This is a genomic window from Bifidobacterium sp., assembly GCF_022647885.1.
Lineage (GTDB): Bacteria > Actinomycetota > Actinomycetes > Actinomycetales > Bifidobacteriaceae > Bombiscardovia.
On sequence record NZ_JALCLM010000001.1, the window covers coordinates 38,444 to 60,975 of the forward strand.

Consider the following 22,532-nt stretch of genomic DNA (forward strand, 5'->3'; position numbering starts at 1 on the left):
AATTTTCCACAATGGCTCAATTAACATTGCAGGTGCCGAGCTCACATCAGACAAGGCCTAATAAGCGGACACCTGCAAAACCGATTTATCAGTCATTCATCATTTCGCGACCGTCGTGTACTTAATATCCACATTTTCTGTTTGTAATGCAGCATTCCACTTGTCGTTCCACTCATTCATAATGCTGTCGAATGTTTTGCTCTTGGTTGCAGCGTCTTCGACGATTGCTTGAACACGTGCGTTTCCTCCGGAATTGATTGCAAGTTCGGAATCTGTGTTCAAGTCGTTGAATAAATCCGATTCATCTTTGCTAACGGGCTTGCCTTCCAAGAAAGTAACATTTTTGAATTTATCAAATAGTGCCGGAAGCGTTGTGTCTGCCTTAGCAACTGGAAGTCCACCTTCGTTATATGCAAACTTTGATTTTTCGGTAAGCCATTTTACAAAGATCATGGCAGCTTCTTGATTGCTTGACGATGAATTCTTATTAATCCCATATGCATATCCACCGCCAGGAGCCGCATATTGCTTACCTTTAACACTAATTGGGAATGGCATATAACCAATATCGTCAGATTTATCTCCTGCAGCCTGAATCTGTTGAACCGCCCAAGACCCCAACACCATCGTCGCAATCTTTCCTTGATTCATTTGAGTTTTACTCCCTTCCCAATCCGTTGTGGAGTAATCGTCTTCCGTCAAATGATCTGCAACCGCGTCATATAAAATCTTGTACACGTTGTATGGATGTGTTCCATCTTTCGGATTTGAGAAGGGATCTTTAGTATGAGGGAGGATAGACGTCATGTAATCAGCATTACCAGTGGCATTGCCACCAATGTATGCGTCCCAAGCTCCCATTGTCCAACCTGCGGCATAATTCGTGTACAAGGGTGTGGCACTGGTGTTTTTCTTGATCAGTTTCAAATCAGCAATGAATTCTGAGGGAGTGATCGGTAACTCAGTGATACCCGCTTCTTTGAAAATTGCCTTGTTATAGACAACCCCACCAGCATCGCCACCGCCTGAAACGCCATAGACCTGGTTATCGTACTGCTGAACCGCTGCAAAATTAATTACTTTATTCATCTCTTTATAGGATCCGTAAGGTATAAAGTAATTGCCCAACTCTGTGCTATCGACTGCAGGGATGAGCATAATGTCTCCCCAGTCTTTACTCTGAATCCGAGTCAAGGCATCGCTGTCATAATTGGTACTCGTCTCTATCGATACCTTGATATCGGGATATAACTTGTTGAAATCAGCAATATATTCTTTCCAAGATTTTCCTGAATATGATGCCTGAGTCATATCTGTTCTGTTTGAAAACAGCTTTATTGATGCAGTAAGATCCTTTCCAGTCTTTCCTAATTCAATGCCTGGATATGTTAACGAAGTAGCCTCACTGGATGAGCCTGTTCCGCCGCATGCTGCCATACTGACTACGCAGACACCCGCGACAGCCATAGCGGCAACTTTTTTCAGCGCTTTCATTGTCTTAATCCCCTCATACCTTGTATTGCCTCATTGAAAAAACAATGTATGTCGAAGCACGTGCAACCGTTTTCCATTCGATATTGAATGATGTTGCACAACCCCTTAGCCTGCTGCTTAGTTAGCCCTTGCTAGCAAACTCATATATAGATTACAATCACAAAATCCATATGTCAACCGGTTAAGTAAATTTCAGAAACTAAACTCTGTCAGGTAATGTAATTATCTGATGATTATCAATGAAATTATCCATTAATACTGCCATTTACGCGATATTGTCAGATTTTCTATTCTTCAAAATTGCTCTAATTGTCCCTAGCTATTTTACTTAATCGGTTGCGTTCTGATCACGATATTGTCTGGGAGACAAGCCTATTACTGAACTAAACTGCGTAGAGAAATAATGCGCATCAGCATACCGCAATCTAGAAGCAATTTCTTGGATTCTCATTCCTGTATTATTTAGCAACTCTGTAGCAAGTTGGATTCTTTGTGAGACGTAATAGTGGTATGGAGATTCTCCATAGGCGCGAGTAAATATTCTCGAAATTTGAGAAATTGATAAACCGATTTCTTTTGAAACCACTCCAAGGTTGATGTTGTCTTCAACTTTACGGTCCAGCATGTCTTTAATTATCCCTGCATAGCGATTTTGTGATGACGATAAGTGCTCGTCAAGATGCCGTTGAGCAAGTTGCGCAAAAATATCATGGATAATCAGTGAGGCTTTGCGCTCAATATCTTGAGCTTGTGGATCGCTGCTGTGTTCGCACAACTCAAGAAGACGCTCAAAGAGAGGATATAGAGGTACCTGCTTAAAGAGAATTGATTCACCTAAGTGATACTCACGATACAGAGCATCACAAAGCAAACCACTCATATTCACCCAAATTTTTTTATACGGATCGGTTATTGATGAACGATAATCGTGTGCGGCATGCGGCGGCAATATATAGGTATCTCCACCAACTGGAACAACGTGCTTTTCGCCACAGGTAACATCGCCCTTCCCCTCGATTACAAACTCCATGCAATAAATATCAGAGTTTTCACGCACAATGTGATACGACCGATCAGGATAGGTGATACCAGCCATTTGGATACGGAAGCGTTCAGGGCGAGGAAAAACTCCAGGCACGATGTTTACCACATGTTCCATGCGTTGAATCCTCACATTTTTGATTAGATAATCGAATTTAATATTCTTTTTTGCGTTGTTTTTATACTATAACGGATTCACGCAGGAAAAATTTCCTCTTTGATGTTTGACACAAGGAAGGTGCCATAAACATATGAATACAGACTTTGCTTACTCCTCAACCGATATTCCACGTCCCGAACACCCAAACCCTCAGTGGAAGCGCTCCACATGGATGAATCTCAATGGCTCTTGGGATTTCGACTTCGACATGTCAGCAAGCGGCATTGATCAGCACTGGTTCGAATACCACGATTTTTCAAACACCATAACCGTTCCCTTCTGTCCAGAAAGCGCACTGAGCGGGATTGAATTCACAGATTTTATACCCTGCTGCTGGTATCGACGCACTATATCGCTTTCTGATTCCCAACTCTCAGGGCGCGTCTTACTGCATTTTGGAGCAGTTGATTATCTTGCACATATCTACATCAATGGCAAAGAATTGGGCAGTCATAAGGGAGGATATGCGTCATTTTCACTTGACATCACTGACAGCGTCCAAGCCGGAGACAACGTCATTATTGTCTGTGCACAAGACGATACCCGCGGTCAACAACAACCAACTGGAAAGCAGTGCGACCGGTACAGCTCATACTCATGCCTATATACGAGGACCACAGGTATCTGGCAGACCGTCTGGTTGGAGTTTGTTCCCGAAACCCATATTGAGCAGGCGAGATACCATACGAATATTCACAATTCGACTATCACCATCGAAGCCAGATTACATGGTGCTGCGACTCTGAGTATTGAAGCCTCTTTCCAAGGCACACCGTGCGGTTCTGCCACGGTAGTGAGTGAAGGCGGAAGCTGCACGATTACTCTCCCCCTATCCCAAACACATCTGTGGGAACCAGGTGTTGGCAATCTATACGACATCACACTCACATACGGCGATGATCAAGTCAGCAGCTACGTTGGCTTGCGCGAGATACGGCTAGACGGATACAAATTCCTTATCAACGGAAAGTCAGTGTTTCAACGGCTGGTTCTCGACCAGGGCTTCTATCCACAGGGAATATACACTGCTCCAAGCGCCGAAGAGTTAGAACAAGATATCGTTCTCTCGCAGCAGGCAGGCTTCAATGGTGCTCGGTTACATGAGCGCGTTTTTGAACCCTTATATCTCTATTACTGTGATGTACACGGCTACTTAGCATGGGGAGAAATGGCAAGTTGGGGCTTTGACATCAGCAAGGAATCGAGCGTGAATATTTTCATTCCTGAATGGTTGCAAGTCATTCAACGTGACGTCAACCATCCAGCGATCATTGGATGGTGTCCGTTTAATGAAACGTGGGATTTTAATGGGAGACGGCAGGATGATGATGTGCTACGACTGGCATATCAAGTCACCAAAGCATATGACCCTGAACGCCCTTGCATCGACACAAGTGGACACTATCATGTCGAAACTGATATTTACGACTTGCACGATTACGAACAGGATGTTGATAATCTTGCCAAACGTTATGACGATTGGGGATCAGGGGCAGCTCCAGTCCCAGAATTGTATCCCGATCGTCAGCATTGCGAAGGTATTATGCCCTTCTTCATCAGCGAATACGGTGGCATAAAGTGGGATCCATCTCACGCCGAAGACTCTTCTGCATGGGGATACGGGCAACAAGCGAATAGCGAAGACGAATTTATCACACGATATCGGGGACTTACCAATGTATTACTGAGCAACCCGAAGATGTTTGGATTCTGCTATACGCAACTATATGATGTGGAGCAAGAGTGTAACGGAATATATGACTATAACCGCAGACCAAAAGTCAATGTAGACGTTATTCGCAACATCAATACAGCTACAGCAGCAATTGAGCAAGGCGACAACGAATCTGCGGCATACCACGGCGAGAGCGAGGCCTGATCACCATGAGACTCGGCATTGGAACTACGCTTGATCACGACAGCCCACAAGAATGGGCGGATGCTCTAGTTGGCATGGGTTGCACTACTGCTGTAAGCCCTTTCGATTGCACAGCACCACAGTCATTGAAACGTGAATACCTTGCACAGGCCAACTCGCATGCCCTTTCAATCGGGGAAGTTGGCGTTTGGAAAAACGTGATGTCTCCAGACCAGAGCGAGCGCCAGGCGAATCTAGCATACGCTCAGCAACAACTTGCATTAGCCGAAGAAATCGGCGCTCGCTGCTGTGTCAACATTTCAGGGAACTCGGGTTCTGGTGGCTGGGATCAATACAGTGCAAGCAACTATCTTCCAGAAACCTATGATCGAATTGTTGAAACCACACAGAACATTATTGATGCTGTGAATCCACAGCGCACCTCGTATGCGATTGAGTGCATGCCATGGATGGTTCCAGATTCGCCTGAACAATATCTTCAACTTATCGCAGACATCAACCGGCCGGCTTTTGCGGTACACCTTGACTATACGAATATGATCAATGGAGTTGAACGGTGGATTGGCAAGAATGCATTTATTGAGCACTGCTTTAATCTTCTGGGCAGCAAGGTGGTAAGCGTCCACGTAAAGGATGTGCAACTCTCAGCAAATCTGCCAACTTCAATAGTTGAGATACAACCTGGTAAAGGTGACATCGATTTTAATCTGGTCTTCCGGCAAATTGCCAAGTTATCAGAAGAAACCACAGTGTTTGTTGAGCACCTCCCGAACCGAGATGCCTATGCGCAGGCCATGAAATATGTTTATAAGACCCTGAAGTCACTGTAGAGTCATTCACCCTGTTGATTTCGAGAGTTAGTGGTGTTGACACCACTAACTCTCGTATGTGGCTACCTGATATCCATGTCAATCAATCTCATTGTCTCTATACATGTTCGGAATCCTATCCAGAAAACGGATATATCCTTTCGAGAATTCTCTAAAATCTGCCCCCGTGGCGTCTTGCAATAGCGGAGTTCCATACACATTAGTTTCTTCCTGAGTCATAGAATTGCGCCAAGCTAAGTACCATAGCACTTTGCGCGTGTACTCATCAGTGCGTGCAGCTCTTTCTAGAAATCCGGTCCACGGATTATATTCCACACCTGCAAGCTTGTTCGGTGTACCAACCTCTGTGAATGCTGCCACTTTGTTTCGTCCTTCGGCGCATTCGACCAACTTACGCAGCACAGTTTGAAAATCTTTGAAAATCAGCTCAGGTGATTGATGATTATCAAAACGGCCAATGTCTATATAATCGTCAAGTCCAAAGATATCCACAAAGTCGTCTCCTGGATATCCTCGAAAATATCCCGTGTCAAAATCATCAATAGTAAAACAGCTTCGATCGGGCGAGTTAGCATACAAGAAATTGTGCACTCCTCGCTTATCGCGAAGATACGACACTATATATTGCCATAACTCAATAAACTGCGCTTCATCAGTGTCTACTTGACCATCACGTTTACCGATACACCACCAAAACCAGTCGCCATTATGTTCGTGCAAAGGTCGGAACACCACTGGGATGGTTTGTTCATCGGCATCGACCAAGCTATGTGCAAAATCTGCAACTCCATCCAGCCATCTGTTGAAATCGCTGAGTTTAAAGCCACCTGGCAAAACAGCCTTAACTGAGTCAGGGGAGCAATTATTGCCATAGCCACCTCCGGTAACAGGATTTACCGAATGCCAGCTCATAGTGATAACCGCTCCTCTGGAAAAAGCATAAATTATTTGATCACGTTGCCTCGAAAAATACTGTTCATCAAAATCAGGCATCCCATATTTCTCAATCCCCCCAAAGTCAAAACCGAATACCGCGGGATATACTCCAGTAGCTTGTAACACATCTGAGGGCATAGTGGTATCTCTTCTACACGACAGATCATCATGATGACCAAACATCGCAAACTGTCCCTGACTTTTCCGTAAATTCACCAATAATTGTTGAGTTAGTTCATCAAGGTTGTTGTCGACTGGCATTATCGCTCCTATTACTGATACGTGGAAATCTCATCTTCGGTTCTTGGTGATGAGAATTTGAAATATTGAAGACTTTCTGCCCCCAAAATCTGCTCTGAAATGGTGACGTGTTTCATTCAAATTCGCTGTCTTATTCTACTCTTGAAAGGTCAGCAATTTTCTGATTCTGCTCTATCAACAACGTGGGGCACACGAGTTGAGCTTTACATTATGATTTCCTCGATACAGCTCTACGCGGTAAATATTTGTTGGCTGCAGCAGAATCAACCAGAGAAATTTGATTGGATATCAACTTAACTCAACGAGCAGATTCTAGCTGGTCTTCGCGGATCTGCATCTTTAACTTTCACTGGCATAACTTCGGAAGTTCTCGACTCGGTGAAAAGTGATGTAATTACTGTTATGAAAAGAATCTGCGCCATTTATGGCAGTTCTGCTTACCACCAATAAGTCGTCATTCTCAATAACAAAACTTGGGTATTGAGCAGCAACGAATGCAGCATCCCCGTTGCTTAAATCAACGATTCTATGCACACTCCTGAATCCTCGTAAATCCTCAGATACGCTAAGAGACAAAATAGTTCTGGCATTTACATCATCACCAATAATCTCATTGCCAACAGCCCAATACAGCTGCGAGACTGCATCAAAAACGACATAGAATTTCGTATTATTCCCACCATTAAACTCAACCACTCCACCGTAATGTAGTTTTTGCAAATCATCATCTACACGCAGCAGCAAAGCCTTGGCGGGATTTTTCTGATGCTGCCCAAGTTGCAAACGAAGCATGTCGTACCATGAACCATCAGGACTTCTGAGAACATTGCCTTCAAGCCCTCCGCCGACAATCCCTGCGTCTTGTTGCAGAGCAGCGCAAGGACTATACAGTTCGCTGAGTTTCCAGTTGCTAGCCACCATCAGGTCATCGGTCACGGCAATTGACAAGATGGCTTGACGAAAACCCCCTGTTTCCCATGAACCATAGTCAATTGCAGTACAGATGACACCATTCTTTTCGACAACTGGCGTCGGAGCTTTATGCAGACCACCGACAGAGCAATGCGCTGAGGCCCTGAATAATGTAATAGGAGCAGACCACGTTTTCCCTTCATCTAGCGATACTCCAAGAAGTAAATCACCGTATTCAGTAGCCATGGCTAACATATACAGCTTGCCATTATGAGAGAACAGAGCTCCCCAAAAGCAGGGAAAAATCTCCGTGACATATTGCCACGTTTCGCCGTTATCGGTTGACTCAAAGAGAATAGTCAGATTCTGTCCGCCATGCCATTCAAACACGTCCATTGAAACCAATAATTTTCCTGAATCGAGCCTAACAATTGAGGGGCTTGCAAGAAATCTGCCTGAGAACCTGCACGTCCTATCTTGCGGATGCAGATAATTCACCACAGTCCCAGGGGTATCGCCACATCGACATAATCGAGTATGACTAGTGCAAGTACCATCTGTTGAGGTTATGCGTATCTCGTAATCATGACCCTCGCTAAGACCTGTGACACGAGCGTATGTCTTGCGTGTCTGTATCTCACCACCAGACCCATGCTCGATGTCTCGCCACATCACCTGATAACTCTGATTGGGCTTCATCGCATCCCATGAAGCTCTAAATCCATGATCTTCGGGAATAATCTGATGTATATAAATGCGATTATCTACATACTCAGGAATCGGCAGATAATGGGCAAAGTTCCAATTGTTGTTTCCACGCATCAGTGCACGGCTCCTATATATGGTTTCATCATGCAATACAATAGCTTTCTTGCATTCTTCGCTTGTCACAATCAACAGGGATCGGCTGTCATGGTTATTCATCATGCTTGTGGCATCTGCAGCAATAATCGCAGAAGAGTCACACGGGCAGGCACTTGAATAGCCGCCTGCACTATCTGCTAGATGAACACCAACAAGCTCAAAACTGCCCAACTCTTCTACTTCACAACCATTGTGAAGCATCACTTTCGGTTTCGTATTTCCCTTCATATCAATGCTGAAGTGCACCAAGGACATTCAATCATTCAAGGCAACACATGCACATCTGATGCAACGCTCACTGTACCCACATATAAGTCCGATGCGAATAAATTAGAAGTGTTTCTCCACAGGTAGGTATTGCACATACGCTTAGTCTTCATCGGATGAAGACCGTCAGCTCTTGTCAAGAGCGGGATCGTCGATTGGGACTTGGCTAGGCACTCTCTTAGTCCGCAATAGCTTCCGTATCTTGGTAACAATACTCAGGGGCGTCGGTTTTGTTAATGATCCAGTGATGTCTTTCCAATGATTCAAGTCTGGTAATTCACCTCGTTCCCAATAATCTAGGAATATTGACAAGACTTCGTCCTTGTTGTCGCTGATATAGGAATATTGAATGAAAGACCCATCTGCAACAAGCATTCGAATTTCCACCGCAAAAGCACCCAGCACTTGTAGATAGGAACTCTCTTGTATTGGCTGGTTCGGTTGCAGAACCATGAAGTCGATATCGTTACGATATAGCCTATCCAACAAGTTTTGGAACAACGCACTCGTTATCTCGTCGTCCGCATAAGCACCCTCGTCCGTTTGCAAAACAATGGTATTCATTTACTGGCCCCATTTCTCCACACCATCTCTGGTCACTTGATATCGAGTACAAACAAAGTCATTATTCACAGCTGTTTCGAGTAGTTGCAGCTGTATCTTCCTCGGTAATAACTGTTGCCCTGAACCTAATGTCACAGGAGCAAACTGTATCCAGATTTCATCAAGTAATCCCACATCAGCAAATTGCCCAGCTAAGTCTCCGCCACCCATAACCCATACGTTGTTTCTTCGACCCTGTTGAGTGGTGTTCTGCTCAACTGTTCCAACAGTTTCCACAGGAGTATTATCTGCATACTCTTCTGCACTCGTTACTATATCGGTGAAATGGTCACTTATATTGCCTTGAACGAGATGAATATTCGCACCTTCAGGAACGCGCATTTCCTTGTGAGAAAAGACCCATGTTGGTAAGTCATATTCCCAGGTTGTTTGGTGGTCGAGCAACCACCGATATGTAGAACTCCCCATCACCAGAGCCCCAATTGAGCGAATAAATGAGGTATATGACATCGGTCCATCTTCAGCAAAGTCTTGCGCAAACAGCCAATCTAGACTGTGTTCCGATGTTGCAAGAAATCCGTCAAGACTTGAAGCAGTATAGAAATATGTCTTCATAAAATAATCATATAGTGACCGCCGTGAATCACCGAGTGCTGCGATGCATAGGTAGCAACACTCGTCCTGCCACATGATAGTGCTGTATGTCTAATCGGGAAAGGATGTAAGAAGGCGCGGCTCGAAGTTTGGCTCGCTTTTGATTTGCTCATCTTTCGAAAGCTTCACCGGCAAAGTATACGATAGCCTTGAGAGCTGTTTACCACTCATTTTTTCAACTAGCACATGAACAATAGTTTCAGATAATTCCTTATACGGCTGCACTACTGTTGGGAGCTCCGGATATGCAGTTTGATAAATGAACGATCCGTCATAACCGAAAAGAAATAAATCTTGCGGTATTTGTATACCTCGTTCAAGAGCTTTCTTTTGAAAAGCTAAAGCAACCAAATCAGAGGCAAAGATACCATCAACTTCAGGGTTCTCGTTAAAGAAGTCATCAGCAGTTTCAAGATATGTTTGAAACTCGAACTGATTGAGTTTGAGCTCGTATGTTAAACAGCGAATACCATTTGCCTTCATCTGCTCGGCAAAAACCTGATGTCGTTGAGAAGAGGGAGAAAGAACTTTAGAATTTGCAACAAGTTGAACAACATTTTTGCAGTTCCTCTCCATCATCGCCTGAGCAGCGAGTATTCCACCTTGTGTGTGATTGGCACTCACAACAGGAATATCATCCGCGAGCCAGCGGTCAAGAGCGACAATGGGAGCATCGATGTCTTTGTAGTTAATATCCACCGAGTGACTTCCGATAATTATTCCATCAACTTTATTGCCAATCAGCAAATCGATATATTTTTGCTCTTTAACTGAAGAATGCATCGTATTACATAGGATCATCCGATAGCCATTCTTATCGAGCTCGTCTTCAATTAATGAGGCCATTTTGGCGAAGAATGGCTGTGTAACATCTGGAATAACCAAACCAACGATATTTGTCTTATTGCTATACAAGCTACGTGCTATCTGGTTCGGCCGGTAATGGAGAAAATCAATGGCCTGTTGAATGTTGTCACGCGTCTGTTGAGATATATAACCTCGATTATTGAGGTAACGCGAAACGGTGTTCTTAGAAACCTTCGCGAGTTCTGCAACATCTGTTATGGTGGCCATCACACATTCCTTCGCAGTGTCAAGACAAATCAGTGCGGTAAAGCCGTTATAAACTTCTTTGCCTATTCCAACGCAAGTTTATACGATGATGTCTTATTGCCTTGATGTATTTCTTATTCATTATGTTCTTTCAAAGAACACTTACAGTTTCACTGTCGCGTCCATTACTATCAGCGTTATTCCCCGCGAGGCTCTTGCATTCCAAAACTGAGAACATGCTTCAGCACTGCTTCTCCCCCAATAGCCTTGATTTCGATTCTATTCTGCGATGAAGGCGCAAAAATATTCAGCGAATGAACGTTTGTGAACTCATCGATAAATATCTCTAACGAACTCTGATCCGAATACATATGAACATCTAACTGATGTTTACCGAACACATTAAGAGGACTTTTTGAAATTCCTTGGCTCCATCCATCGGCATTATTCCTATCGACCAGTACTAAACCGTGTGCCAAATCAACAGTACAAGTAGTTTGTTTGCCCTCACCTTTTCTGAGTGACAGCTCAATTGAGGATGCTCGAGTCCGGAGCATGTCAATCACCAATGACATTTCAAACGAGACACCGTCACCCGCTTGAATGTCTACCACTTGATTCTGCGTAACATGCAACTCGGAGACCGAACGCCTATCACCTCTCAGACTTTGCAGTTCACTCACTGGAACGAAACTCAATCTCCCGTCATCGCGAATCTCTATTTCTCTGGGGACACCAAACGAACCACACCAACCTTCTTGATATGTTGGACCCCAATCCTTCCAGTCCTTCATCCACTGCCACTCATTAGCCCAACCGACCATGATTCTACGGTTGTCTTGAGCTAAAAAGGTTTGTGGGGCATAAAAATCTAGGCCCCAATCTATTTCATCATTTGTATGGCTCACGAACTTTCCTGTGGTGTAGTCAAAATCACCAACAAAATACACAACTTTTCTCTCCCCAGCCCCGATTGGAGAACATAGCAAAACCCACTTCGTGCCAAGTTGGAAGAAATCTGGGCACTCCCACATATTGCCCCATTCTCCCCTAGACTCGAACAAAACATTCTTATACTCCCAGTGCAGCAAATCCCGAGAGCAATATAACAATGCCTGAGCATGGCCTTCACGCTGTGCGCCACACACTAGGTAATAAGTGCCCTCATGCTCCCACACTTTAGGATCCCTAAAGCAGTCCTGAGGGACATCACTTGGTGGCACAATTACAGGATTGCCAGCATACTTCGTAAAATGAATACCATCATCACTCATTGCAACATTTTGTGTTTGACGTAACCCTGTACCTTGATTAGAACAACCTGTATACAGCAGATAGAGCTTCCCATCTTTTTCAATTGCAGAACCTGAAAAACATCCACCCTGCTCATGGTCATCGTAGAATTCGCTCGGCGCTAAAGCTACAGGCAGGTACTTCCAATGGACAAGATCCGTACTGACTGCATGTCCCCAATACATTTTGCCCCAAAACCCGCTGAAGGGATTGAATTGGAAGAAGAGATGATATTCTCCTCTAAAATAAATCAATCCATTCGGGTCGTTAATCCATCCGCATTGACCCATGAAATGGTAACGCTGACGCATACCTGCTTGAGCGACCGTGGTTACGTGCCGGTCAATGAACTTTTGTGCCTCTTCGATGGAGGCATGCATGAGGTTTTGAGACATAAGAGTTCCCTCTCTTGTTGATTCTTTCTAACTATCCCTTAACGGATCCCGCAAGCATTCCGGATACTAAATACCGTTGAAGGAAGAAGGAAATAATTATTACGGGGAAGGAGAAGAGTACCGCGGCACCCGTCATTGGACCAAGATCAAGATTATATGAAGTCAAGAACTCAGAGAGTGCGACTGGAACCGTTTTGGCATCGCTACTAGTAAGCAACAGCGCTACAAGGAAGTCGTTCCAAGCCAAGAGGAATGTGAAAATTCCTGTAGAAATCAAACTTGGAGTAACCACGGGAAGGATGACTCGAATGAACGATTTTAGTGGCCCTGCACCATCCACAGCAGCAGCTTCATCAAGTTCAACTGGGACTTCCTTAAAGAAACTAATCATCATCCACAGCACAAAAGGCATATTGACACCCGCATAAACAATACATAGCACCGGCAGATAGTCATAAAATCCAAATTGCTGCACCAAACCGTATATTGGAACTACGATGCTCGACATAGGAATCATTTTTAGACACAGCACCAACACCAACAAAAAATTGCTAAATCGTGAGACTGCAGTACGTGATATTGCATATGAAGCCAAGGACCCAAGAAGTAGACAAATTATGGTACTAACCAAGGCTGCAATAAAACTGTTTGCAAAATTTGTGCCAATATCTGACGTTTGGAAGACGCTGCGATAATTCTCTAACGACCATCTCTCAGGAAAGAACGTTGGATTTACCGATATGACCTCGTTCGATGGTTTAAACGAGGAAAACAGCATATACAAATATGGAAAAACGAAAGCTAGCAGAAATATTCCTGCAAGCACATACATTGCTATCATCCAGAAATTGTCGCTCTTATTACGACCAAACCGTTCGTGGAACATAATACTAATCCCTATTCTGCTTGTGCTGCGCAAAAAGCGTGAGACCTATTAACACAATGATGAAAATAACAGCCATAGCACTGGCGTATCCCACATCCCCATAGCGCTGAAGCATTTTATAAATCTGGACACTCAATAATTCAGACGATCCTTGTGGACCCCCCTGAGTCATTGCCCAGATAATATCGAAAGTTCTAGCAGCATCAATAACTCTGATCACTAATGTGCTAAATAGCACGCCCTTGATACTGGGCAGAATTATTTTAGTGATTATTTGCCACTTATTCGCACCTTCGACAGCAGCAGATTCATACAGGCTTTCTGGAATCGACTGAATTCCGGCGAGAAACATGAGCATCATGAATGGTGTGGTTAGCCAGACGTCCGCGATAATGCACGCTAATAACGAGAACCTAGAATCTGCAAGCCACAAAATACTATCTGTTGATTGGATGATGCCTACTTTGACAAGCAATACATTCACGATTCCAAATTGGCTGCTCAACATGAATTTCCAGACAAGACCAGCCACAAGAGGAGCAATCATCAGTGGGGAAAGCAAAAAGGTCCGAATCGCCTTAAATCCTCGGTACTTATTTGTAAGAATTACTGCAAGCACAAGACCTAAAACAGTCTCTAAACCTACGGCAACCACGACATATACCAAGGTATGGAGTGAACCTGATTGAAATTGTTGCGAAGTAAACGCTTTTATATAATTCGCAAACCCAATAAATGTACGCCCTTCATAGTTATCCCCGACAGCGAAGAAGCTATCATAAACCAATTTGAGCAAAGGAAATAAGAGAAAAGCAACCATGAATAAACCGGCAGGTAGGAAGAAAAAACCTAGAGTTTTCCTTTCTATCGTTGAGCTCAGCATCCGTCGTTTCTTGGGAACAGTATGAGAAAAATTATCTTTCCTGTGTAGATTTATAATCATGTTTATTCCTTGAAAAAATCAATAAGGGGCACAACAATTTCAGATCACTGATTAGTGAGTGCCCCTTAAGAATTGCTAACCCAACAAATCTTCTATCGACTGTTGTGCTTTGCTCAATTCATCCTTTGTATTCGCGCCCTTAAGCGAATTCTGAACAAGTGGAGACAGAATTTCAGTTTCTATTTCAGTCCACATTTTCGTTGCAGGACGATTCTGCGTTTGTTTCGCAGCTAGTGTTGTTTCCAATGCTTTTACATGAGCATATTTAGCATTGTCTTCATACTTTGCAAAAACACTCTTTCTCGCAGCAACACCAAGTGTCTCCATATACCCTTCGTTCTTCCCATACATAAACTCCAAGTATTTCTTAGCAATATCCTGCTTTTTTGAATTCTTCATTACTACTTCATACCAAGGTCCAGGAATGGCCCCAACCCCCGCTGATCCTGCAATCATTGGTGCAGCGCCAACCTTATCGCCTAGTTCTTCTGCGGAAGACAGGTAGAAGTGAGCCCAAGTTAGCTGCATAGCAATTTTTCCTTGATTGAACATATTTGAAATTTCGCTTGTGCCCAATGAGAGGTAGTCAGCTGGTATTGACCCATCTTTAACAAGATCGCGCATGTAATCAAGTGCTTGTGAGTATGCTTTATCACCGAGGTTGGGCTTGTTACCCTTACCCAATACCAGATTGTTTGCGCCAGCTTGCGTTGCAAATTCGAGCCAACCTGTTACGGAATCAGCACCCGTCTGACCGATGATGGCAGTCCCATACATATCGTCTTTTGTAAAGAATTTTGCTGTATCCCGATACTCTGCCCAAGTCGTTGGAACTTTAAGATCATAGCCGTATTGCTCTTTAAAAGCTGTTTTATTAGCTTCATTTTCAAAGAGATCTTTTCTATAGAGAAGAATTTTGGCATTAGTCCAAGTCGGTATTCCTAATAATTTCCCGTCGATAGTGCCACCCTCTTTTAGCTGTGGCATAAGATCACTTTCTTCACTGCTTGAAAGCACACCGTCAACCGATGAGAGACCTTTAGCGAGAGCAGGGAACCACAACACGTCAATGACGGCTAAGTCATGAGTTGCCTTGCTTGAGTCTGTTTCTGCCTTCAACTTATCGTACAAACCCGAGTAAGGAGAAGTGTCGATGTTAATTTTGTAGCCTGTTTCTTTTTCGAACTCTGCAGCGTTACTACGAGCAACTTTTTCTGCAGGGCCGCCGCCCTCTACGAGAATACTAAGAGTTTTGCTTTCTGCACTCGAACTACCACACGCAGCGAGCGAAAGCACAGCAGCAGCTGTAACAACCACTGATATCAGTGTTTGCATCTTATGTTTCATCTTTGAACCTTTCTCAGTAACAAGAAACGATGCGTATTGAGTTGTATGTTGCGACTTGAGTGTCTGCTCTATGCACAGCTTGAATGGCGAACAAATGTTTTTAAGACTCACGACTATGTGTAGTTTTGTAAAACTCTTTTCTCTTACACTGCCACAAATCTGCACTCTCTTGTTCATCTCACTGCATTGTCGAGATGAACGAACCCAGCAACAACATGGTCAAGAATATCCCAGTTTAAAAAATATGTCAACCGATTAACATATTACATAATCCCGAATGATATTTCTTTGCTACAACAGTAATATTTCTTTTATTGGTATATAATATCTCTGTGATATGCATACATGTTCATCGGTTAATCTAAATAGCTCTTATACTTTGCTTCATCGCAGAAACATAGTAAAGAATCAATAGAGCTGGCGAATCCCGGTAAACATGTAATGCCGAGCAAGACATCAGCATCAAGGAGGACGAGATGGTCTCAGAAAATTACTATGACATAACCCAATGGCCCATAGGAAACCCACACGTTGATATTGGAGAAGTAATCAACAGCATTATTGCAGATGTCAAGAATCACCAAGCAGACGTTTCATCCGGTGAAGACGGCAAACCTGGTGCAGTTATTGTTATACCCCCAGGAGACTATCATCTGAGGACCCAAGTGCTCATCGATATTAGCTACCTAACAATACGAGGTTCGGGGCACGGGTTTATTTCATCAAGCATACGATTCAATACTCCTGACAATGAGCTAGCAAATTTCCATGATATCTGGCCAGGAGGAAGTCGGATTATCAACAATCTAGATAATTCTTCATTAAACAACGAAGCATCAGGTGCTGCTTTCCGAGTTGCACGTGAAGGAAGCCCAAGAATTAGTTCAGTTGAATTCTCAAACTTTTGTATAGACGGCGTTCATTTCACTAATAACGGCCAAAATGCTCTTGATCCAGAAAACTCGTACCTCAATGCTAAAACAGGAATCTATATCGAGAGCGCTCAAGACTCTTTCCGTATCGTTGGTATGGGTTTTGTTTATCTTGAGCATGCGATCACAATCTACAATGCTGATGCACTCAGTATTCACGACAATTTCATAGCTGAATGCAATAACTGTATTGAATTACGAGAATCAGGACAAGCCTCAAAAATAACCGACAATCTCATCGGCGCTGGGTACCGAGGGTACTCTATATATGCACAGAACTTTGGGGGCCTATTAATCACTTCAAACAATATATTCCCTAGAGGAGCAAGCACCATCTATTTTAGTGGCGTTGCAAGATCATCCGTCACAGGAAATCGCTTCCACTCTTTTTACCCAGGAGCTATTGAACTCAGCGACGGAAGCTCAGAAAATCTTATCAGCTCAAATCATATCTACCGAGCCTTCGAACCTTGGCTCCCCATGAAGTTATATAACAACGGGAAAGATGATGATTATGGACTTATCCGAATACACGGCAGCAACAACTCCATCATTGCCAATCATATTTCAGAAATTATTGACACTGAAAATATCCATCCGATAGGAATCCAACCTGTAATCATTAGAATTTCATCAGGAGGCTCAAACTACGTTGCCACTAACCACATTGTTGCCATGACGGAACATGCTCAAACTCAGTCGGATGCCACGTCGCTGCCAGATAACACGGATTCCTGCTTCTCAACTCAAGTTGAAGCCGTTCTTTCGAACCGATTTGCCGAGAGTATTGCAACTATCAACATTTTGATAGATTCAGATTCCACACACAATATTGTTCTCGATAGTGCAACGGAAAACCAGGCCATCCTTGACAGAAAACACAACGTTTTTCGCGCAATACCCTCTTTTGAAGAATAGAGTGCCCACACAGCTGAAATTACAATCTTAACTAAAGTCTCATGAATTCGTGTGCGCAAGGTGTTGCAAATATCCATATGCGCACACAGACATCCCAATACTGCACTGTTACGAAAGGTAAGGAAAATGCTTTTCAGGTTGCGCCCAACTCACATCCTAAAGCCTCGGTGCCAACACGCTGAGGCTCATAATCCGCTGTCATAGCAGCAACATAACACAGCCGAGTCACATTGAAACATATATGCATGTATATTCCGCTCCTCACACAATCACTCTTGAGCTGACAACCCAATCTGCCTATAGAATGAACGGCGTGCGTATTTTACTTCCACCTTCCGAAGGCAAAACGTTCCCAAGCTCTGGCCCTGTGCTTAATCTTCAGCAGCTGTCATACCCTGAACTCACTGCTGCACGACGGCAAGTGTTAGAAGCCCTGATTGAAGTATCCGCCAGGGATGACGCCGCAGAAATCCTCAAAGTAGGCAAACGCATCATGCCAGAGGTCGTAGCCCAACGCGACATCATCGATATGCCCTGCGCCCCAGCGCGGGAAATATACACCGGCGTGCTCTATCAGGCAGCACAACTACATAGCAATGACGACGTGATGATTTTCTCAGGCTTATTTGGCGTCACTACAGCCGAAGATCTTATCCCCGCCTACCGTCTGTCGATGAATACCTCATTACCGAGGATCGGTAGTCTCAAAACATTCTGGCGACGTGAATTAGCAAAGGCAGGCTTCAATCGAACGGATACTAACAAGCAGCACTTCGACATCGCCAGTAAGCATATTGACAGCGACACAATAACGACGGTTGATATGCGTTCTGGTGGGTATCAGGTCACCGCTACATGGGGGCAATGGTGGGATCTACGCGTGCTGGATTCACGCGGCAAAGTCATCACTCATGCTGCCAAACACTATCGGGGATTACTGACGCGAGCATTACTCGATGCTGAGCACATAACGCAGCAAGAACGCAACAGCACACTTACCAGAACTGACAAGCACAAAACGAATATCGATGTGGCACAAGTCGCCCACACACTCGGTCATGTCGAGATTACACACAACGGTTCTCGCCATCACATCACCTTGAGACTCGACTAAAGTCGGGACACGGTAAACCATCAATGCTTTGCATGAGGACACCGGTGAGGCACCGCACATCTTGAACAACCCACACGAATATGAGGTCAATATATTTACGTCAATATATACGATATTCTGGGATTCTTCGCGCTCATTCGCAGGCCATTGATACCACAATCCGAGTTGGTGTGGGGTGAGACACTATCGTAAAACCTTGATCCAGAAAAGTAGTGGCAGTTCCTACAAAAAGACTAGCATTTGACACTTTTGCCTCCCGATTATCAATTGGGTAGGCTTCGATGCTTCTTGCATGGCCATCCTTCGCATACTCCACCGCCGCCCGAATCAGTATTGCAGTGAGTCCTTTTCTCCTGTATTCCCTACGTATTGAGAAACACGTAATCGCCCAAACGCTTGTCTCCTCGAAGGGCTCTTTTGAACCCGCCTTCACGATTCTCGACCGTTGCAAACGTCGTTGGTGCGGACGTGGACCTACTCGCACCCATCCAGCAGGGATATCGCCAACATAAGCGATTATTCCTGGAGCTGGCCCTGATGCGATCTCATCATGCAAAGCCGATTTACGTTCCTCAACGGAACACTCACGCCACCTAGCCCCTTGCATCACCGGCCACATACACTGACAGCTCTTACCGTCACCGCCACCGTTGAGCACATCTTGAAGGTCGTGCCATCGACCAACTGTTGCCGGCCTTGTGAAGATACCTTCCATGCACACAAACTACCACTTTCGGGAAATGTCTTAGCTAACACATGGCATTATTTCAACGGGCTCTAGAAGGTTTACACGTTAGCTGTTGAAAACGCTCATTGAGATGAAACTTCACTGCTGGATCGCAGGCGGACTGCCGCAGCCATACCACCGTCACCATAACTAGGTTCTTGCATAAAGGATCGGCTCAGAGTTTTCTTCGCAAGAAGCTCCGGATGAGTACGCACGGTGCTTTCCCACAATTCCAGCCGCTGCATGGAGATAGTTTCAACCCCAAGAATGGCATCGCAGAGATGCATATGGTAACTCTGTGCGTGTTTGCAAATTATGAGTCGCATGAGTTCGAGTCGCTTGTTCATACTGGCAATATTCGACGAATTCGGGGTCGTTCGATATTCAATCAGCGTCTGAGGGATGATGTCAATATGACTGGATGGTGACCCGATTTGCTCAGCATATTCTAAGAGCGTCAGGTAGAAATCCCAATCTTCAAATCCCTCTTGCATCTCCTCGTCATATCCGCCCACAGCAAGTGCGAGGTTGCGTCGAAGCATACACGCCGCAGGACAATTATTACGCGCTAAAAATGCGCTGATACCCCCACCTAATGGTTTGACCGTAGACTCAAGCACCCCAAAAGTTCTCAGCCAAGAAGACACTGCAATAACATCATCATCTTGATTGAACAACTCTACGGCTTTCTCCAAGAATTGCGGTCTGAATCGGTCATCACCATCAAGCAAGGCTACAAAAGTACTTGTTGATGCTCTGATACCAGTGTTCCGCGCAGCGCAAACCCCACGATTACTCTGATGAATAACCCGCACACCACCGTTTGCCAATTCATCTAGCACACGAATCGTCTTCTTGTCATGTGAACCGTCATCAACGATGATGATATTTGAAGCCTGAAGCGTCTGTGCGCGTACTGAGTCGACCGCCTCGACTATATAATCGGCTTGATTACAACATGGAATTACTACAGTGATATCACTGGCATCATCGCTCATAACAACATCCTACCTAGAATTGGCAGCGGCAACATCTCACCGAATGCAAGGCTGAATTTTCCAAGCTAACTGCTCCCATCACATCACTCCTTTCACCGCCTGATCGTCAGCAATCCAAGAGGTCTAGAGAGAGCATGTGCAAGCTAGAGGATGTGGCGAGACCATCCTGCATGAGGGTCATATATCATCTCTTCTCGCTTCGAATTTATTGCGGGGAGATCACTATTGATACGGTTCGGAATATGACTTTGTCCTAAGTCGTGCGTAGTCTTGCTTGTGAATTATCTACGGGGAAGGGCTCATATGTGTAGATGTATCACCATGAGCCGCTATTCCATACGTGTTTTCCTATATCTAATGAGAACGTCAATCTGATTTGTTCCTGTGCCCCTCACTTAATCGTCATAGCACGATGGCTGAGGGCTTCAACGCAACGTTAACGTACTATTTCATTATTCCAGAGGAAAACACTATTCATGAAGAAACTCATGCTGCCCAAAACAGGTTGGAGACGAAACACTTCATTTCTCCTGTCAGGCCAGTTCATTTCAATTTTTGGTTCAAGTCTTGTTCAATATGCAATTACTTGGGATTTAGCTATTCGTACAAATTCCGGAATCGTGGCCATGTTAGGATTCGCATTTGCCAATGTTCCACAGGCATTGATGTCGATATTCGGTGGGTGGCTGGCCGACCGTTTCCCTCGCGGGGCACTTATCAATATCCCAGATATGGTCACCGCTATGTTTTCAATAGGCCTCGCGGTGGGATACGCCACAAACCATGCTTCGGTGATGCTCGTCTACACAGTACTATTTGTCAGATCATTGGCCGCTGGGGTTCAATCGCCGGCAGTGGACTCGTATCTTCCGAGCCTTACCCCCACATCACATCTCATGAGAGTGAATTCCATTAATGGCATACTCCAGTCAGGAATAACGATACTTGCTCCCGTTCTGAGTGCGGCGCTCATCGGCACCTTCCGCATGCAGTCCATCCTTATCGTCGATGCTATAACCGCACTGGTAGGCATCAGTCTGCTGCTGCTTATCCGCGAAGCGCCGGCACCCCTAATCAATGCCGGGGACCGGAAAGTTCAGCGTCCCTCCATAATGTCGGATATACGTGAGGGTTTAACATATTGCAGACATCATCCAATCGTTGGAAGAACTATGGTGGTGTTTGCCATATGTTTCATTCTGTGTGTTGCACCTATCGGCATGAACCCGATCTTTGTAAACCGAAATTTCACGAATGAATCCCTGAATCTAGCATGGATGACACTGCGAACCGCGACCGATAAGCTCGCATTGCTTGAGTTGATGTATGGAGTTGGCGCAATAGCCGGAGGACTGATTATGACCGTGTGGGGAGGATTCCATCGTCGCTTCACTTCAATGGGAGTCGCTATGTCCGGTCTGGCCTCCGCCAACATATTGATGGGATTTTCAGCATCTAGCATGGTTGATTCCGTCTGGATATTCGCGCTGTCCTACACTGTTACGGGGTTTGTCGCCCCACTGCTGCTGGCGCCCGCATCCACGCTGATTCAGGAAACGGTTGAAGCGTCAATGCTGGGGCGAGTATTCGGATTACTCAACGCAGTCCGAACATTGTCACTTCCTCTGGGGCTGTCTATCATCGGACCGCTTGCGGATCTCATTCCCATTGAATGGGTGTACATTGGCGCCGGTCTCTTGGCACTCCCCGTGGCCCTATGGATCATGTTCACTTCTGCAGAAAGAGGCTGACTGAGTCCCCTACGAATGAACATAACAGGGTTCGAGTTATATCAGAGTACGAGCACATATAAATCACCATCCACCACCCTCGACCTGAGGGCGGCGGTACCGTCCGGCCTAGACCATTCGAAGTCAACGGAATATGACCTCTTCAACAGATTATGCTGTTCCAGACTCCAGATATTTTTCTTGGCCTCAACCACCCCACTATCGTCGGATGGCACCGAAAATGAGCAGGACGTATGGATCTGCGTCAAAAGATCAGTCGAATCCTTCCGATACCTAACTCGACATGTCCGAAGAAACTACCCAGTGGTAACTA

At 44.8% G+C, this 22,532-nt stretch carries 18 protein-coding genes; 5 read left to right on the forward strand and 13 right to left on the reverse strand.

The features are described 5' to 3' along the window. Positions 1-99: 99 nt before the first annotated feature. Together LKI20_RS00195 and LKI20_RS00200 are read right to left on the reverse strand one after the other, a co-directional pair. Positions 100-1,494 carry an ABC transporter substrate-binding protein gene (locus tag LKI20_RS00195; protein WP_291768184.1) on the reverse strand — a complete coding sequence of 465 codons (1,395 nt, stop codon included), beginning with the start codon at positions 1,492-1,494 and terminating at the stop codon, positions 100-102. Positions 1,495-1,822: 328 nt separating this feature from the next. After that, entirely contained in the window at positions 1,823-2,653 is an 831-nt protein-coding gene (locus LKI20_RS00200; RefSeq protein WP_291768186.1) for an AraC family transcriptional regulator, read from the reverse strand. A 133-nt stretch (positions 2,654-2,786) separates the two neighbouring features. Here LKI20_RS00200 and LKI20_RS00205 point away from each other — a divergent pair, with 133 nt between their 5' ends. Then, positions 2,787-4,574, forward strand: a complete 1,788-nt coding sequence (locus LKI20_RS00205; RefSeq protein WP_291768188.1) for a glycoside hydrolase family 2 protein — start codon at positions 2,787-2,789, stop codon at positions 4,572-4,574. A gap of 5 nt (positions 4,575-4,579) precedes the next feature. Continuing rightward, a complete protein-coding gene (locus LKI20_RS00210) occupies positions 4,580-5,404 on the forward strand; it encodes a sugar phosphate isomerase/epimerase family protein (protein WP_291768190.1) in 825 nt (274 codons plus the stop codon). A 78-nt stretch (positions 5,405-5,482) separates the two neighbouring features. Here the strand turns inward: LKI20_RS00210 and LKI20_RS00215 are convergent, their stop codons facing one another. The 9 genes from LKI20_RS00215 to LKI20_RS00255 all read right to left on the reverse strand — a co-directional run bounded on the left by LKI20_RS00215 (position 5,483) and on the right by LKI20_RS00255 (position 15,944). Then, positions 5,483-6,601, reverse strand: coding sequence for a glycoside hydrolase family 26 protein (locus LKI20_RS00215; protein ID WP_291768192.1), 1,119 nt, complete (start codon positions 6,599-6,601; stop codon positions 5,483-5,485). Between the two features lie 339 nt (positions 6,602-6,940). Next, positions 6,941-8,605 carry a hypothetical protein gene (locus LKI20_RS00220; RefSeq protein WP_291768195.1) on the reverse strand — a complete coding sequence of 555 codons (1,665 nt, stop codon included), beginning with the start codon at positions 8,603-8,605 and terminating at the stop codon, positions 6,941-6,943. A 165-nt stretch (positions 8,606-8,770) separates the two neighbouring features. Continuing rightward, a complete protein-coding gene (locus LKI20_RS00225; RefSeq protein WP_291768197.1) occupies positions 8,771-9,208 on the reverse strand; it encodes a hypothetical protein in 438 nt (145 codons plus the stop codon). Then, positions 9,209-9,823, reverse strand: a complete 615-nt coding sequence (locus LKI20_RS00230; protein ID WP_291768200.1) for a dihydrofolate reductase family protein — start codon at positions 9,821-9,823, stop codon at positions 9,209-9,211. A gap of 90 nt (positions 9,824-9,913) precedes the next feature. Next, positions 9,914-10,936 carry a LacI family DNA-binding transcriptional regulator gene (locus tag LKI20_RS00235; protein WP_291768203.1) on the reverse strand — a complete coding sequence of 341 codons (1,023 nt, stop codon included), beginning with the start codon at positions 10,934-10,936 and terminating at the stop codon, positions 9,914-9,916. A 176-nt stretch (positions 10,937-11,112) separates the two neighbouring features. After that, positions 11,113-12,603 carry a glycoside hydrolase family 32 protein gene (locus tag LKI20_RS00240; protein ID WP_291768206.1) on the reverse strand — a complete coding sequence of 497 codons (1,491 nt, stop codon included), beginning with the start codon at positions 12,601-12,603 and terminating at the stop codon, positions 11,113-11,115. Positions 12,604-12,634: 31 nt separating this feature from the next. Next, a complete protein-coding gene (locus LKI20_RS00245; RefSeq protein ID WP_291768209.1) occupies positions 12,635-13,489 on the reverse strand; it encodes a carbohydrate ABC transporter permease in 855 nt (284 codons plus the stop codon). Between the two features lie 4 nt (positions 13,490-13,493). After that, on the reverse strand, positions 13,494-14,432 hold the full coding sequence (locus LKI20_RS00250; RefSeq protein ID WP_291768212.1) for a carbohydrate ABC transporter permease: 939 nt from the start codon (positions 14,430-14,432) through the stop codon (positions 13,494-13,496). Positions 14,433-14,507: 75 nt separating this feature from the next. Beyond that, entirely contained in the window at positions 14,508-15,944 is a 1,437-nt protein-coding gene (locus LKI20_RS00255) for an ABC transporter substrate-binding protein (protein ID WP_291768215.1), read from the reverse strand. A 311-nt stretch (positions 15,945-16,255) separates the two neighbouring features. Here LKI20_RS00255 and LKI20_RS00260 point away from each other — a divergent pair, with 311 nt between their 5' ends. Both LKI20_RS00260 and LKI20_RS00265 read left to right on the forward strand, forming a co-directional pair. Next, entirely contained in the window at positions 16,256-17,629 is a 1,374-nt protein-coding gene (locus LKI20_RS00260; RefSeq protein ID WP_291768218.1) for a right-handed parallel beta-helix repeat-containing protein, read from the forward strand. A 313-nt stretch (positions 17,630-17,942) separates the two neighbouring features. Beyond that, entirely contained in the window at positions 17,943-18,743 is an 801-nt protein-coding gene (locus LKI20_RS00265) for a YaaA family protein (RefSeq protein WP_291768221.1), read from the forward strand. A gap of 133 nt (positions 18,744-18,876) precedes the next feature. On the opposite strand, the gene LKI20_RS00270 is transcribed toward LKI20_RS00265, so the two are convergent. Both LKI20_RS00270 and LKI20_RS00275 read right to left on the reverse strand, forming a co-directional pair. Beyond that, positions 18,877-19,458 (reverse strand): GNAT family N-acetyltransferase, encoded by a 582-nt coding sequence (locus LKI20_RS00270; protein WP_291768224.1) that lies wholly within the window; start codon positions 19,456-19,458, stop codon positions 18,877-18,879. A 95-nt stretch (positions 19,459-19,553) separates the two neighbouring features. Next, positions 19,554-20,468 carry a glycosyltransferase family 2 protein gene (locus tag LKI20_RS00275; RefSeq protein WP_291768227.1) on the reverse strand — a complete coding sequence of 305 codons (915 nt, stop codon included), beginning with the start codon at positions 20,466-20,468 and terminating at the stop codon, positions 19,554-19,556. A 476-nt stretch (positions 20,469-20,944) separates the two neighbouring features. Between LKI20_RS00275 and LKI20_RS00280 the strand changes: the two genes are divergently transcribed. Next, positions 20,945-22,219 carry an MFS transporter gene (locus LKI20_RS00280; RefSeq protein ID WP_291768230.1) on the forward strand — a complete coding sequence of 425 codons (1,275 nt, stop codon included), beginning with the start codon at positions 20,945-20,947 and terminating at the stop codon, positions 22,217-22,219. Positions 22,220-22,532 lie beyond the last annotated feature (313 nt).

What these genes read in the sequence shown, in the direction of transcription:
- LKI20_RS00195 (WP_291768184.1), bottom strand. Translation starts at nt 1,494, where the DNA reads ATGAAAGCGCTGAAAAAAGTTGCCGCTATGGCTGTCGCGGGTGTCTGC.
- LKI20_RS00200 (WP_291768186.1), bottom strand. Translation starts at nt 2,653, where the DNA reads ATGGAACATGTGGTAAACATCGTGCCTGGAGTTTTTCCTCGCCCTGAA.
- LKI20_RS00205 (WP_291768188.1), top strand. Translation starts at nt 2,787, where the DNA reads ATGAATACAGACTTTGCTTACTCCTCAACCGATATTCCACGTCCCGAA.
- LKI20_RS00210 (WP_291768190.1), top strand. Translation starts at nt 4,580, where the DNA reads ATGAGACTCGGCATTGGAACTACGCTTGATCACGACAGCCCACAAGAA.
- LKI20_RS00215 (WP_291768192.1), bottom strand. Translation starts at nt 6,601, where the DNA reads ATGCCAGTCGACAACAACCTTGATGAACTAACTCAACAATTATTGGTG.
- LKI20_RS00220 (WP_291768195.1), bottom strand. Translation starts at nt 8,605, where the DNA reads ATGAAGGGAAATACGAAACCGAAAGTGATGCTTCACAATGGTTGTGAA.
- LKI20_RS00225 (WP_291768197.1), bottom strand. Translation starts at nt 9,208, where the DNA reads ATGAATACCATTGTTTTGCAAACGGACGAGGGTGCTTATGCGGACGAC.
- LKI20_RS00230 (WP_291768200.1), bottom strand. Translation starts at nt 9,823, where the DNA reads ATGAAGACATATTTCTATACTGCTTCAAGTCTTGACGGATTTCTTGCA.
- LKI20_RS00235 (WP_291768203.1), bottom strand. Translation starts at nt 10,936, where the DNA reads ATGGCCACCATAACAGATGTTGCAGAACTCGCGAAGGTTTCTAAGAAC.
- LKI20_RS00240 (WP_291768206.1), bottom strand. Translation starts at nt 12,603, where the DNA reads ATGTCTCAAAACCTCATGCATGCCTCCATCGAAGAGGCACAAAAGTTC.
- LKI20_RS00245 (WP_291768209.1), bottom strand. Translation starts at nt 13,489, where the DNA reads ATGTTCCACGAACGGTTTGGTCGTAATAAGAGCGACAATTTCTGGATG.
- LKI20_RS00250 (WP_291768212.1), bottom strand. Translation starts at nt 14,432, where the DNA reads ATGATTATAAATCTACACAGGAAAGATAATTTTTCTCATACTGTTCCC.
- LKI20_RS00260 (WP_291768218.1), top strand. Translation starts at nt 16,256, where the DNA reads ATGGTCTCAGAAAATTACTATGACATAACCCAATGGCCCATAGGAAAC.
- LKI20_RS00270 (WP_291768224.1), bottom strand. Translation starts at nt 19,458, where the DNA reads ATGGAAGGTATCTTCACAAGGCCGGCAACAGTTGGTCGATGGCACGAC.
- LKI20_RS00275 (WP_291768227.1), bottom strand. Translation starts at nt 20,468, where the DNA reads ATGAGCGATGATGCCAGTGATATCACTGTAGTAATTCCATGTTGTAAT.
- LKI20_RS00280 (WP_291768230.1), top strand. Translation starts at nt 20,945, where the DNA reads ATGAAGAAACTCATGCTGCCCAAAACAGGTTGGAGACGAAACACTTCA.